At 42.4% G+C, this 13,212-nt stretch carries 17 protein-coding genes and 1 tRNA gene; 9 read left to right on the top strand and 9 right to left on the bottom strand.

Features of this window, described 5'->3' with window-relative positions; translation table 11 throughout:
• Positions 1-78 precede the first annotated feature (78 nt).
• The 4 genes from J8M00_RS08235 to J8M00_RS08220 all read left to right on the top strand — a co-directional run bounded on the left by J8M00_RS08235 (position 79) and on the right by J8M00_RS08220 (position 2,249).
• On the top strand, positions 79-669 hold the full coding sequence (locus J8M00_RS08235) for a FlgO family outer membrane protein (protein WP_211009797.1): 591 nt from the start codon (positions 79-81) through the stop codon (positions 667-669).
• A gap of 11 nt (positions 670-680) precedes the next feature.
• A complete protein-coding gene (locus J8M00_RS08230) occupies positions 681-1,337 on the top strand; it encodes a FlgO family outer membrane protein (protein ID WP_211009796.1) in 657 nt (218 codons plus the stop codon).
• A gap of 5 nt (positions 1,338-1,342) precedes the next feature.
• Positions 1,343-1,981 (top strand): FlgO family outer membrane protein, encoded by a 639-nt coding sequence (locus J8M00_RS08225; RefSeq protein ID WP_211009795.1) that lies wholly within the window; start codon positions 1,343-1,345, stop codon positions 1,979-1,981.
• Between the two features lie 193 nt (positions 1,982-2,174).
• Positions 2,175-2,249 (top strand) — tRNA-Arg (locus tag J8M00_RS08220).
• A gap of 40 nt (positions 2,250-2,289) precedes the next feature.
• Here the strand turns inward: J8M00_RS08220 and J8M00_RS08215 are convergent.
• Positions 2,290-3,480, bottom strand: a complete 1,191-nt coding sequence (locus J8M00_RS08215; RefSeq protein ID WP_211009794.1) for a flagellar assembly protein T N-terminal domain-containing protein — start codon at positions 3,478-3,480, stop codon at positions 2,290-2,292.
• A 131-nt stretch (positions 3,481-3,611) separates the two neighbouring features.
• Between J8M00_RS08215 and J8M00_RS08210 the strand changes: the two genes are divergently transcribed.
• Entirely contained in the window at positions 3,612-4,082 is a 471-nt protein-coding gene (locus tag J8M00_RS08210) for an LPP20 family lipoprotein (RefSeq protein WP_211009793.1), read from the top strand.
• A 60-nt stretch (positions 4,083-4,142) separates the two neighbouring features.
• Here J8M00_RS08210 and flgN read toward each other — a convergent pair whose 3' ends face one another.
• The 3 genes from flgN to flgA form a co-directional block, all read right to left on the bottom strand.
• Positions 4,143-4,571 carry a flagellar export chaperone FlgN gene (gene flgN / locus J8M00_RS08205; RefSeq protein WP_211009792.1) on the bottom strand — a complete coding sequence of 143 codons (429 nt, stop codon included), beginning with the start codon at positions 4,569-4,571 and terminating at the stop codon, positions 4,143-4,145.
• A complete protein-coding gene (flgM, locus tag J8M00_RS08200; RefSeq protein WP_211009791.1) occupies positions 4,564-4,887 on the bottom strand; it encodes a flagellar biosynthesis anti-sigma factor FlgM in 324 nt (107 codons plus the stop codon). The genes flgN and flgM overlap by 8 nt, the downstream gene beginning before the upstream one ends.
• A 71-nt stretch (positions 4,888-4,958) precedes the next feature.
• A complete protein-coding gene (gene flgA, locus J8M00_RS08195; RefSeq protein WP_211009790.1) occupies positions 4,959-5,666 on the bottom strand; it encodes a flagellar basal body P-ring formation chaperone FlgA in 708 nt (235 codons plus the stop codon).
• Between the two features lie 140 nt (positions 5,667-5,806).
• Here flgA and J8M00_RS08190 point away from each other — a divergent pair, with 140 nt between their 5' ends.
• Both J8M00_RS08190 and J8M00_RS08185 read left to right on the top strand, forming a co-directional pair.
• On the top strand, positions 5,807-6,739 hold the full coding sequence (locus tag J8M00_RS08190) for a chemotaxis protein CheV (protein WP_023397114.1): 933 nt from the start codon (positions 5,807-5,809) through the stop codon (positions 6,737-6,739).
• Positions 6,740-6,755: 16 nt separating this feature from the next.
• The gene (locus J8M00_RS08185; protein WP_023397113.1) at positions 6,756-7,589 is read left to right on the top strand and encodes a CheR family methyltransferase; all 834 of its coding nucleotides are present in this window, start codon (positions 6,756-6,758) and stop codon (positions 7,587-7,589) included.
• Between the two features lie 48 nt (positions 7,590-7,637).
• Here the strand turns inward: J8M00_RS08185 and J8M00_RS08180 are convergent, their stop codons facing one another.
• The 5 genes from J8M00_RS08180 to ettA all read right to left on the bottom strand — a co-directional run bounded on the left by J8M00_RS08180 (position 7,638) and on the right by ettA (position 12,014).
• Positions 7,638-8,807, bottom strand: coding sequence for a glutathionylspermidine synthase family protein (locus J8M00_RS08180; RefSeq protein ID WP_211009927.1), 1,170 nt, complete (start codon positions 8,805-8,807; stop codon positions 7,638-7,640).
• A gap of 37 nt (positions 8,808-8,844) precedes the next feature.
• A complete protein-coding gene (locus J8M00_RS08175) occupies positions 8,845-9,438 on the bottom strand; it encodes a DUF1190 domain-containing protein (protein ID WP_211009789.1) in 594 nt (197 codons plus the stop codon).
• A 9-nt stretch (positions 9,439-9,447) separates the two neighbouring features.
• Complete coding sequence (locus J8M00_RS08170) at positions 9,448-9,852, bottom strand: DUF350 domain-containing protein (protein ID WP_211009788.1); 405 nt, start codon at positions 9,850-9,852, stop codon at positions 9,448-9,450.
• Positions 9,853-9,875: 23 nt separating this feature from the next.
• Complete coding sequence (locus J8M00_RS08165) at positions 9,876-10,238, bottom strand: PilZ domain-containing protein (protein ID WP_023397109.1); 363 nt, start codon at positions 10,236-10,238, stop codon at positions 9,876-9,878.
• A gap of 111 nt (positions 10,239-10,349) precedes the next feature.
• Positions 10,350-12,014: an energy-dependent translational throttle protein EttA gene (ettA, locus tag J8M00_RS08160; RefSeq protein WP_023397108.1), complete on the bottom strand. Its 1,665-nt coding sequence runs from the start codon at positions 12,012-12,014 to the stop codon at positions 10,350-10,352.
• Positions 12,015-12,598: 584 nt separating this feature from the next.
• Between ettA and J8M00_RS08155 the strand changes: the two genes are divergently transcribed.
• Both J8M00_RS08155 and J8M00_RS08150 read left to right on the top strand, forming a co-directional pair.
• Positions 12,599-12,874 (top strand): helix-turn-helix domain-containing protein, encoded by a 276-nt coding sequence (locus tag J8M00_RS08155; protein ID WP_023397107.1) that lies wholly within the window; start codon positions 12,599-12,601, stop codon positions 12,872-12,874.
• Positions 12,849-13,208 carry a hypothetical protein gene (locus J8M00_RS08150; protein ID WP_211009787.1) on the top strand — a complete coding sequence of 120 codons (360 nt, stop codon included), beginning with the start codon at positions 12,849-12,851 and terminating at the stop codon, positions 13,206-13,208. Before J8M00_RS08155 ends, J8M00_RS08150 begins: the two co-directional genes overlap by 26 nt.
• Positions 13,209-13,212: the final 4 nt, after the last annotated feature.

Raw genomic sequence — 13,212 nt, 5'->3', positions numbered from 1 at the left:
GCGACTTTTATATTGTATGTAATCTAATTTGGTTCGATTTTTGCATTAAATACGTCAATAAACCAGAGGTATGTCATTATGCGATTTCTAATCTTGGTGCTTGTAAGCTTGCTTGCAGGATGTAGCACAAGCGCTTGGCTTGGCTCAAGTGCAAAACAAAGTCCAAAGCAAGCGCCTCCCATGCGTAGCGTTCACAGCTATGTTGGAGAGTTAGCGACACAGTTAAGTCAGTATAGCAAGCCACTAAAACCTGGCGTTTCAGTCGCCGTCACCAGCTTTTTTAAAGATAATGGGCTCGGTGCCGATACGTTAAATAATCAAGGTGCTGGTTTGAGTAATCAAGTGCAAGAGAGTTTCATTACGTATTTAACGCAAATGGGCTTACAGGTTGTTGAATTTCGGATGCAAAAAGCAATCAATCTATCAGACAGTGCCGATAGTGTTTTGAGCCGAGATATAGAAAAGCTCAAAGATCGTCACAAATTTGACCTTATTTTGACGGGCAGTGTGAGTGAGAGTATTAATTCTTACACCATACACGCGAGGTTAATAGATATGGTCAATAGCAAGACAATGTCAGCCGCTTCAATTAGCTTGCCAAAAGAGACCTTGTGGGGAACAGAGCAAGTACAAATGCGAGATGGGTTACTTCATCGCGGCCAATATTAACGGAGAAAGATATGAAAAAGTATGCATTATCACTTTTATTGCCTGTGTTATTCGGCTGCTCGAGTACTGACAGTGATCGTCATAACAGCAAGGCAATGGTGGTGGATAAAAATGCTTTTGCTAGCTCTGAAAGCCAGTTTCAGGTACACCCTGGAGGAATGCATGGCATGACCGTGTCTCAGCAAATGGCTAGTCGAAATGTGACCCACTATGTACAAAATTTGATGCAAGACATGATTGGTAACTTGCGCTATGTGAACGACCGAACGCCAATCGCAGTAGCGACCTTTGTCTTTTTAGATGAAGATTACAACTATGGCTCGTTGCTAGGTAACCAGCTGTCAGAGAGCTTCGTTCATGAGCTGCATAACTTTGGTGTACCTGTTGTTGACTTTAAAACGACCGACTTTATGCGAGTTACCAAGCAAGGGGACTTTATATTTAGCCGTGACTTTTTAGAGTTATCAGATGAGCATACCTTTAACTACGTGCTGGCAGGAACTTTGGCAAACCATCAAGGTGGTGTGCTAGTCAACGCGCGAATTGTCGGCGTAAAAAGCAAAGCTGTCGTGGGGACTGCACAGGGGTTTTTGCCTCAGTCTGTTGTTAACGCGTTACGAGATGGTATTGGCCACGATGGTATTCGATTGGAAAGAGCAAGCAGGTAATGGCAATGAAACACAGCATAGCATTAGTTAGCTGCCTGGTAGCGCTGTTTGGCTGTGAGAGCAGTCAGCATTCGCAAATAGTGCCTAAAGGGCAGCAGTCGAAACAAGCACAGCAATCGTTGCAGCTTGCTCAGTTGGCCAATGACTTAAACACACCCTCAGAGGTCGAATACACTGATCCGGGCTTTGTCAGCTACTCCCATAATAAGCAGCTGGCCAATTATGCTGGACAAATTGCATTGGAGTTAACTGATTCCATGTCGGGGGTTTCTCCCAATGCAGTTGCAATTACGAGTTTTGTGAGTTTTGATAAAAGTTTGCGAAACAGCAACCAGCTGGGAAATCAGCTGGCTGAGTCGATGATACACCAATTTCAAAAATTGGGTTACCCCGCGCTTGACTTTAAATCTCACCGCGGTATTGCAGTAACTAGAAATGGTGACTTTATTTTGTCTCGGGATGCAAAAAAACTCCCACAAAACCCGGTACCAAGCCATGTTTTAACCGGAACTATGATCTATCGTGACAGGGGAGTAGAGGTCAATTCTCGACTATTGGATTTTGATAGCCGTTTGGTTGTGGCAAGCAGCAATGTGATTATTCCTTATTTTATCCTTCATCCCAGTGCGACAGTCACTTATTGACCTGCTAGGCTTGGCAGCTGTAAGTAGTCAAGCCATGGCTCCAAAACTAGCTCATTTCTAACTCTATACCTTAATTGCGCATTTAGGTTTCTGTTTTTGCGTACTATTTTCAAAATATACTTGTCATTTAGGGTTTAGCGCTGTTATAAATATAACCGCACAAACAAGAGTTTATCCTCTGATGTGATAGCGTGTCCCCGTAGTTTAATGGATAAAACGGGGCCCTCCTAAGGCTTTGATGTAGGTTCGATTCCTACCGGGGACGCCAGCTGAATAATTTGAGTTTAAAAGGCTCCAGAGAAGCCAGGTTATAGTGCAAAGTCTTCACTGGGGGCGATGATAAGTTCGACAATATCGTTTATTTGGATATTGTTCATTGGTCTGCTGTTTATATTTTTTGCGATGGCATTTTGGGCATTAACTTGTGTTACTTTGACACGATTAATTGTTTGAATGCTGCGCGTAAAAAACTGGTTTCTCTCACCTGCAACGTCACTGCGGTGTGCGATACTCAAAATCTGCCCTTCTTTTAGCCCATGAGCACTGCCTAAGTTAATTACAACCTGATCTTGATCTTTGTGAAGGATCCTACCTTTTGTTGGCAGACATGAAAAAGCTTGGTTTAGATCTTGGGCAAGGCTATTAAAAACACCTTGTATGCGTTTGCCATAGTCAGTATGCCAAAAGGTGTCGCTATATACGTCGATGATCTTGGTTTTTTCATAGGGCCACACACCTGTTACGCTATAGTGTTGTTGCCATACTTTATCTTTGCTGATTGCGTCGAAAGCGGCAAAATCTATTTTGAAACTTCTCACGTATTCGTCATCTTGCCAAAAAGCATAATCACTGTTTAATTGTTGTGTACTGGCGAGGTCTGTTATTTGGCTGAGCAATACATATTGGCTATTGCTTGAAGCTGTGAGGCTCTCAATAAGCTGAGCGTCGTAATCAAAATTTTGTGAAAAGAACGCACGTACATTAATGCTCTTATCTATAAATGGGATAGGCTTGACCGACATATTGCGTTGCATCAATGTGTGATACATGCGTTCACTGGTCGATTTATGTATGTCAAAAATTTGACCAAGTCTGGCTTGATGAGGTTGCATCAGCTGGCTTTGGGTTATCGTGATCTGTTTATTAAACGACTCTTCGGGGCACTGCTGTTGTTTAGGGAAGATATCTAAGTGAAGAGTTACACTCATAACACCATCTTTAGTGTTTTCTGATACTAGATTGATCTCTTGGATTTCACCGTGGCTTTTAATTTTTATATGATCTTGTGCAAGCACGCCATCTGCGAGCGTTTGAATGCTTGATACAGTGGCACCAGAAAAAATCAGCGCTTGTGTTATGGCATCTTGCACAGCTTCTTGCCTTGCCGCTGCTCTGTCAGTTGTGTATGCATTTGCATACCCTGTTACTTCAAACCATTCTGCTTGAGCACTAAAGCTTAGTAAACAGGCTACAAGAGCTGTACTACTTACTTTTTTCATCGTTCAATACCATATCAAAATTTTGACTTCTATTTCATAGTTCAGCAAATCCTATGCCAATAGCATTGGCGCAATTTGTGCATGCCATATTAACACAAAGGCAATTTGGCATGATTAGGAGTCGGTAACATATGCGAAAGTTATTTAAAATTAGCAAAATTTTAGCCATAGGTGTAGTGGTAGGTCTTGCTGGCTGCAGTTCAATTATCGACAAACATGTAGAATATAGTTACGTTCAACCAGATAGCTACCCGGTTTTAAAAGCGATAGGGTACGCGCCTTTGGACGCACAGCCAGGGGCGAGCGATAGTGAAAAAATGCTTATGGCAATTAAAGTATCTAAACTGGAAGCGTATCGAGAGCTAGCCGAGCAGGTTTACGGCCACCAGCTTAATGCCACGACTACCGTGCGGGGCGTCGTTGCACAAAATGATGGGTTGCGCAGCCAAGTTCAGGGGGTGATCCGAGGTGCCCGAGTACTTAAGTCATATGCAGTGGGTGATATTTATACCACTGAGTTGGAGCTCGATATGAAAACCGTATATGACCTTTATATTGGTCAAGTAAAACCGAAAAAGATTCAAAGAGTCACGTACTACTAGCCATTTCTAACAAAAAAAAGCACTGTCGACACAGTGCTTTTTTTTGTCGCTAAGATTAACTTAAGCTTTGAGGTTTTTGACGATTTCGCCTACGTTTTCAACCACATTTCCTTCTTCAGTGTAAGTGGTCGACATTGGCCTGCCAATCAATATCTCTTTTAATTCACGCACTGTCATATGTGCTAAATGAGCTGCCTTGGCATTCACCTCATTTTGGTTTTTGCATTTGATTAGCAATAAATTGATTTGCTCCGTTAAGGGCGCCACATCCGGATCTTGAAACAACTCTTTCGGGTAAGTTGATAAACTTTTATCAGTCTTCTGTATTGTATTTAAGAAGGTAATTTTTTGCCGCGCGATATCTTTTAAGCCATCGCCGTTTCTAGAACTGAGCGCGGTTAGTTCATCGTCTAGAAGCTGGGTCAAAGCTTCTAGTGATGTAATTTGTGCCGTAAGTTGCTGTATACACAGCTCAATATCTTTATCCATATAAATCGAATTCAAATGCCGCTATATTTTTGGCAAGTTTCTCAGCGTCAACCTGATACTTGCCTTCTGAAATGGCTTTTTTAAGCTCTTCTACTTTCTTACTATCAAATGCTGGAGTTTGTTGTGCTTTGTCTTGCAAGCCTTTTAATTGCTGTGCCTGTGGCGTCAAGCTAACCGAATCTGAGGCCGCTTTTTGTTGAGCAGCAGGCTTTGTTGCCGTATTACTTGCATCATTTCTTTGCAATTCAGCACGTTGTTGCTTAATATTATTAGCAACATTGTTTGGCTGATTTTGACCGTTAATGTTATTAACCATGACATTGACCCATATAAATAGTTGTTTCAGTCTTTTTATCGACCATTCCACTACTAACTTTAGCAAAAATTTTAAATATTGACCGCAACTGAATCAACATCTTTTACGCGTGCTCGGATGGTTTTCCCTGATTTTACATTTTTTACACGAATTTGCTCGCCGAGATTGCCATCTTGCAGGGCGATCCCCTGAGTTTTGATAGCAAAGTGCCCATTGCCTGCCACTATTATGACAGAGTCTCCTTTACAAACCATACAAACATGACGCAAATTGATGGCTTTGTCAGCTTGGATGCGACGTTTCGTTTTACTACCAACCAACATATCAATGCTATCAATGTTTGAAGCGCGAACAAAGTGTTTTGGACGCATTGCCATTTTCAGATCGCCAACTTGCAATACAGTCCCCTTGTCCAGCTGCTGAGTGCTGACAATGACCGGATATAAAGTTTCTATTTTTATATGCACAAATTGTACCCAGTTCTTCTTGTCGTTACAGCGGACCTGCACTGTAACTTGACGGTTAAAAGGAGGAGAAGCTTTGCTAGAAACTTTTAGTGGCAACTTACATTGTCGATTGGGGAGCCGAGAATCCAGTGGTAACGCAGAGACATTAACTTCCCCTTTTGGGTCCGCAGTGGTATGTTTTTCCACATACTTTATTGCGACTTCCTGAATTTGTTCTGGCTCATAGGTGTGAGCGTAAACAGGCTGCTTGGCTAAAAAATATGCCAAAATGAGAAAGAATTGAACTGCAATTGTATTTTTTAACAAACTCATGATGTTTCGACTATGCTTATGGGGTGAAACAAGGTATAAAGATTTTGCGTGAATTGCTTCACCGCTTCAAGGGCAACTTTGAATGCTATATGACAAGCAAACATTGTTCCGATAAGCTGTATTTTGAGTAGGAGAATGAAATGGCAGGTATTTTAGACTCAGTTAACCAACGAACACAGTTGGTGGGTCAAAACCGACTTGAACTATTACTCTTTCGTTTGAAGGGGCGCCAACGCTTCGGTATCAATGTTTTTAAAGTAAGAGAAGTATTGCAGTGCCCACCTCTTACAGCCATGCCAAAATCTAATTCGTATGTGCGTGGTGTTGCACATATTCGTGGCCAAACTATTTCCGTAATTGATATGTCGCTTGCGGTAGGTGGTCCCCCAATTGAAGATATTAAAAACTGTTTTGTGATCATTGCCGAATACAACCGCTCTGTGCAGGGCTTTTTAGTTGGTGCTGTTGAGCGTATCGTGAACATGAATTGGGAACGAATCATGCCTCCGCCATCGGGAGCTGGTCGCTATTCATACGTGACAGCGGTGACAGAAATCGAAGAAGAACTGGTAGAGATCCTTGACGTTGAAAAAATCTTGAACGAAATCTGCCCAATAAATACTGAAGTTAGTCAAGATATTGTCGCAGATGGCGAGATGCAAAAAGACCTTGGTGAACGTATTGTATTCATTGCAGACGACTCTGCCGTTGCACGAAACCAAGTAAAAAGAGCACTTGAACCTTTGGGTGTGCAAACTGAACTAGCGAAAAATGGTAAAGAAGCGCTAATCAGGCTCAAAGAAATTGCAGAAGTAGATTGCCAAAACGACATCACAGAGCGTGTTGGGTTATTAATTTCTGATGTAGAGATGCCAGAAATGGATGGCTATACCTTAACGGCTGAAATTAAGGCAGATCCTAAACTAGCGCCTTTACATGTCATCCTACATACTTCACTAAGTGGGGTATTCAATCAGGCAATGATTGAAAAAGTGGGTGCAGATGACTTTATTGCCAAATTTAACCCGGATGAGCTGGCTTCGGCTGTGAAAAAATGGGTTCATTGTGATTAATAAGTGGTGGTAAACCTTGGAAAATAAACATTTAGAGCAAAGCGAGTACGATCAGTTTCGCACCTTTTTAGAGCAGCAGTGTGGCATAGTACTTGGCGATAATAAGCTTTATTTGGTCAAAAGCCGCCTTGCGCCTTTAATGTCCCGATTTAATGTCGATTCATTATCGTCTTTGGTAACAAAAACGCTCAGCCCACACGAAAGACAGCTCAGAGCTGCTGTGGTCGATGCGATGACGACGAATGAGACTTTGTGGTTTCGAGATCAATACCCGTTTGAACTGCTTAAAAAGAAAATTTATCCTGAATTTAAGGATTTACGCAGGCCCGTAAAGATTTGGTCAGCGGCGAGTTCTTCAGGCCAAGAGCCTTACTCGATTGCGATGTCAACCAGTGAGTATCAATCGCAAAACCCTGGTGCGTTAAAGATGGGCGCACAAGTGGTGGGTACAGATATTTCTAACACCATGCTGGATATGTGTAAAAATGCCGAATATGATGCATTAGCGCTGGCGCGAGGGTTATCTCCTGAAAGACGTAAAAAGTTTTTTATGGACAGTGGAAATGGGATGGCACGAGTTGTTGACCCAATTCGAAAAATGGTCAATTTCCGTCATTTAAACCTACTGGATTCCTACGCGCTTTTGGGTAAGTTTGACGTTATCTTCTGCCGTAACGTATTGATTTATTTTTCTCCTGAAGTCAAAGCGAAAATCATTTCTCAGTTTGCTCAGGCATTGAATCCAAATGGTTATTTGTTTTTGGGAGCATCAGAGTCGATGGCGGGACTAAGCAACGACTTTGAAATGTTACGTTGTAACCCAGGGATAATTTACCAGAAGAAATCCTAATCTAAAAAGCAGTCGAGAGACTGCTTTTTTGTCACCATGAGTGTGCTATCAACCCAATATTATGTGAGGTACGAAACGACTCATATCTTGTGTGATTAAACTCGTATCAGCTCTCAGCCCAATCCCTGCAGGTTGGTCGCCTATCATCCAACTGCCGACCACAATATGTTCACCTGCAAATTTTGGTAGTGCTTTAAACTCTTGATATATAAAACCTTCATCACCATAAGTGCCAGTAGAATGCGCTATCACTTGCCCTTCTCTTAAAATTTCAATATTTGCTCCCTCACGCGAGAAAATAGGTTTCTTAACACTGCCTTTTCGCGTGTCTAGTTTGTATTTTTGATCACTAAAATAAGCTGGTAGTAAATTGGGGTGGTTTGGAAAGTATTGCCATAGCAAAGGTAAAATGGCTTTGTTGGATAGTATTGATTTCCAAGCTGGCTCTAACCATTGAGTGGACAGAGTTTGCAACGGATCCGCATACTCATCATTAAACATAAACTCCCATGGATATAACTTAAAACACCAGTCGATGGCATTGTCTGCCAGATCTGTAAAACGATTTTCAGTGCTGAGCCCAATATCTTCAATGTAGGTGAATCGACAGGGGATGCCCGCTTCAAGAGCGCAACTTCTGAGGTAGTCCACCGTACCTTTGTCTTCTTCTGTATCTTTGCAGCAACTAAAATGCAGGACATGAGTTCGATTGAACTTGTGTATATGACGAAATCGAGAGATCAGCTGCTCCTGAATACTATTGTATTGATCACTGCTTCTCGGCAGGCTTCCGGCTGATACTTGCTGCTCTAACCACATCCATTGCCAATAAGCTGTTTCAAACAATGATGTCGGCGTATCATAATTGGCTTCTAAGAGCTTAGCATGGGAGGTGCCGTCATAGCAGAAATCAAAGCGACCGTAGAGATGAGGATCTTTGCGCAGCCATGAGCGCCTGACTGTCGACCAGAACTTTTCTGGGATAGCAAAGCGGTGCAATAACTCATCGTCATCACATATTTTATCAACTAAAAAGAGCAGCATCTCATGAAGCTCTTGCGTTGGAGCTTCAATATCTTGTTCTATTTGCGTCAGGGTAAATTGGTAGTAGGCACTTTCATCCCAATAGGGTTGACCATGCATAGTATGAAATTTAAAGCCCAATGCATTGGCTTGCTGTTGCCAGTCAGCTCTAGGCTGGATCGGTATTCTTAGCATAATGTGTAGGAGTTGGTTTACTGTGAGGAGGGAGAGGTTATCCCCCCCAGCTCCTCGAACTGGCACTGCGGCCAAATCCACCACGACTTTTTGTTCGTGTTACGGTTTTACTCGGTTTAGGTTGATAGTTGATCGACGTGCTTTTTACTGTTGTTGTGCCGGCGGAGTTGACGCTGGAAACAACGTTATTTTGTGCATTACGATATTGAAAAAAATCATCTTTGCTGCGATAAAGAGGTTTGGCACCAGAGTAATATTTTCCGCTTAAAAAGGCTGCTTTTCTTTTTTTGCGTTTTTTCATCGCATCTAGACCTTCGTCTACGGCTTCTGCAAGTAACGCAACCATAAAGCCTGCCATAACGGGACGCCATAAACCGCCATTATTCTCACATCGCTCATACCCAAAGTCGCTTTCACACAGCTGCTCAGTAGCATATCGCGGAGCTTCCGATAGATGTTGATCTTTGGCTTGTTCGTAATGATATAAGCACGACTCTGTCTCAACACCAAATGAAGTGCACTCATTCACATCTTCAAAGAGTAATGCAGATTCTTCAGAGTCTGAACAGCCAGCTAAACCTGCTGTGGTGCCCATCACTAGAGTAAGTTTGATTTGCTTGCTGCGTTTCATACTTACTCCTTAATAGGTCATACAGGCAGCATTAAGAATACCCGTTGCCAGTGAAGCTCCACCTAGAAACAATCCAGCGCTTATATGATTGTTTTCAATTTTCTCGGACAATTTAGGCATGTATAGACGTACTAGAAAGAAAGTTACTAGCTGCATTACACCCGCAATGATGCCCCAAATTGCAAAATCTACCAAGGAAACTGCGTTGACTGCTGCGCTGGCAATTGGCAGAGTGAAACCAATCAATGTGCCGCCAAATGCTGTTGCCGCTGCTGGATTATCTTCTTTTACCAATTTCCACTCACAGTGTGGTGTTACTTTGGTATAAACATATAAAAAAGTCAGGATCAGCAGGTAGCCGATCAAAAAATACAAAATAAATGGAATGAATCCCTGTAAAGACTCCAAAATCATGGGGTTATATACCTTTTATGTTCTTATTCGTGAAGTAGTAAGTGCTCCAATTCACGGTGAAGAATATCATCATCACCGATGTTTAATTCTATCAAACGTTTCAAGTGGGTAACACTATCTATGTCTATCTGTGCACAGTGTAATCCTAAATGAGCTTCCTCGATATGGCGAATTTCGACTTCCATGTTTATTTCAATTTCACTGCCTGGCAGCATAAATTTTAAACTAGCCGGTTGTCCTTTCAGTGGAGTGAGTCCAATAGGGAGCGTGATAAGAGCCCCATTTAATGACAAGTCAATAATTTCGCACTGATAATCACCAGTGGTTGTCATCAGCGTGGCTGCGTTAGAAAATAGAATCCGGGAAAATTTTCTGCGTTCTGTCATAAGTTGATCTCGTCATACTGTTAATTCAAGTTTAGTCATATTTTGGCGGACTAACCAGATATAAAAAAGCCCTGAAAAAGGTCAGGGCTTGTAATTCAAAAGCGGTTCGAATTAACCGATCTTTTTGTATTTGATACGCTTAGGCTCAGCCGCTTCAGCACCAAAAGTTTTCTTTAACCACTCTTCGTATTCAGTATAGTTACCATCAAAGAAGTTAATTTGACCCTCGTCACGGTAATCGAGAATGTGCGTTGCGATACGGTCAAGGAACCAACGGTCGTGCGAAATACACATAACACAGCCTGGGAATTCCAAAATTGCGTTTTCCAATGCGCGTAGCGTTTCAACGTCAAGGTCGTTGGTTGGTTCATCCAGTAGGATCACGTTGCCACCCGCTTTTAGCAGTTTAGCAAGGTGTAGACGATTACGTTCACCACCAGAGAGTTCTTTTACGAACTTTTGCTGGTCGTTTCCTTTAAAGTTAAAACGACCAACATAGGCACGGCTTGGGATTTCAAAGTTGCCAATTTTAAGAATATCTTGGCCATTAGAAATCTCTTGGAAAACCGTGTTGCCGTCGTCCATGTTATCACGGAACTGCTCAACAGTAGCAAGTTCGACAGTGTCACCTAATTTGATCTCACCACTGTCCGGTTGTTCTTCACCGCTTAGCATTCTAAATAGTGTTGATTTACCCGCACCGTTGGCACCGATAATACCGACGATAGCCCCTTTTGGCATAGAGAAGCTTAGGTCGTCAATTAGAACGCGGTCGCCAAAGCCTTTTTTCAGGTTATTCACTTCAATAACTTGATCACCTAAGCGTGGACCAGGTGGAATAAAGAGTTCATTGGTCTCGTTACGCTTTTGATAATCTGACTGCTGAAGTTCAGTAAACTGAGCCATACGTGCTTTTGACTTCGCTTGACGGCCTTTTGGATTTGAACGAACCCACTCGAGTTCTTTTTCAATTGATTTTTGGCGTGCTTTCTCAGATTTTTCTTCTTGTTTAAGACGTGCATCTTTTTGCTCAAGCCAAGAAGTGTAGTTACCTTCCCAAGGGATACCATGGCCGCGGTCTAATTCTAAGATCCAACCTGCAACGTTGTCTAAGAAGTAACGGTCGTGGGTAATTGCGACAACAGTACCTTCATAGTCGTGCAGGAAGCGTTCAAGCCATGCGACCGATTCGGCATCAAGGTGGTTGGTCGGTTCGTCCAGAAGCAGCATGTCCGGCTTTTCAAGTAGGAGGCGACAAATTGCAACACGGCGTCTTTCACCACCAGACAAGTTTTCAATTTTTGCATCCCATTCTGGTAATCGCAATGCATCAGCCGCACGCTCTAGTGCATTGTCTAAGTTATGACCGTCATGAGCTTGAATGATCGCTTCCAGTTCGCCTTGCTCTTTTGCTAGCGCGTCGAAGTCAGCTCCGTCCATCGCATACTCTGCATAAACTTCATCTAGACGCGTAAGTGCATTTTTAACTTCACTTACGGCTTCTTCGATGGTTTCGCGGACGGTTTTGCTTTCGTCTAATACTGGTTCCTGTGGTAGGTAACCAATTTTCGTACCGGGTTGTGGACGAGCTTCCCCTTCAAACTCAGTGTCTACACCTGCCATGATGCGCAGTAGGGTAGACTTACCTGCGCCATTTAGACCAAGTACACCAATTTTCGCGCCAGGGAAAAAACACAAAGAAATATCTTTTAGGATAGTGCGCTTAGGTGGCACAACTTTGCTCACCCGCGACATTGTATAAATATATTGAGCCATGAATCTGTTCCGACTTATTTTTTATTTCCGCTATTGTAGTTACAACTTACGGTGCATTCAATGCAAGTCAGAAGATTAGGTGGCAAGTTAGCTTGACTTGAGTACTTTTTGATACGAAACAAGGTCAGTAGCACCTCTGGGATCACTAACTACCGACTGCAAATCATCAATCTTTATTGCTCAAAAGAGCTTAATTTAATTTGTTTACATTTGAAAATAAATTGAAACAAAGTGTGGTGTTTAATATGTGGGAAATAAGAGCATTTTTTTTAAGTCTTTATTGTTAGGGCATTTTTGACCTGTTTCAACTCCTAAAAAAAGGTATTATTTACCTATGCTCAGCAAAGCTATGAAGAAAAGCCGTTAACTTCTATGTTGCTCAGAGCACCTCAATAATTGTTCATAATTATATATGAGAACAAATGCTTCCTTATTAGGAAGCCGAAGAATACGGACTGATTAGCATACATTGCAAAGCGAGCAGTCTAGATAAACCTCACAGCTTTTGGCTCTGATAATTCACCAATTGCTGAACACATTTCACATCACCAAGAAGCTTAACTGACCAATCGGTAAGGATCGCAATGACACAGTCAAGTTACTCATCAAACAGAATTTTTAAAAATAAGCGAACTCCGCTTGGCGCGGAGATCCTCCGTTTTGCTAGACGCATGCGCGGCTTCACTCAAGCCGAGTCTGCGGCCAATTATGGGATTGAAGAGCGCACTCTCAGGCGCTGGGAAAATAAAGAGTACAGTCCGAAATGGAATGATGTGATTGGTCTAGTAGAAGATGTTTATTCACTCGATATTTTAGAAGTAATAGGAAAGCTCAATGATTGCGACACAAATAACCATTAAACAAATTCGCACAGCCTTAAGACGTTGGGGCAAATATTGGCGGCAGCGAGAACTGGGCAAGGGCTTCAGCCGTCAAGCCGTCACCGAGCAAACTGGAGGCGGGCATACCAATTACTTCTCCAGTGACATGATGAACGTACCCGAAGAAATTGAATTACTGGGGCAGTTGATCAGTAAACTGCGACCAGAATGTATCCGTGCAATACGAGCAAAGTATTTGCTGGATGTTGAACTGAGTCAGGCTGCAAAAATGCTTGGCTTTGATACAAAACGCTCGGCAGAGTTTTGGCTAACTAAGGCTGAAAGAACGCTTATGCTGGAGTTGAGCTACTAAATAG

This window comes from Pseudoalteromonas luteoviolacea (assembly GCF_018100925.1).
GTDB lineage: Bacteria > Pseudomonadota > Gammaproteobacteria > Enterobacterales > Alteromonadaceae > Pseudoalteromonas > Pseudoalteromonas obscura.
The sequence above is the reverse complement of the archived record's forward strand: the minus strand, read 5'-3'. Positions and strand labels throughout refer to the sequence as shown.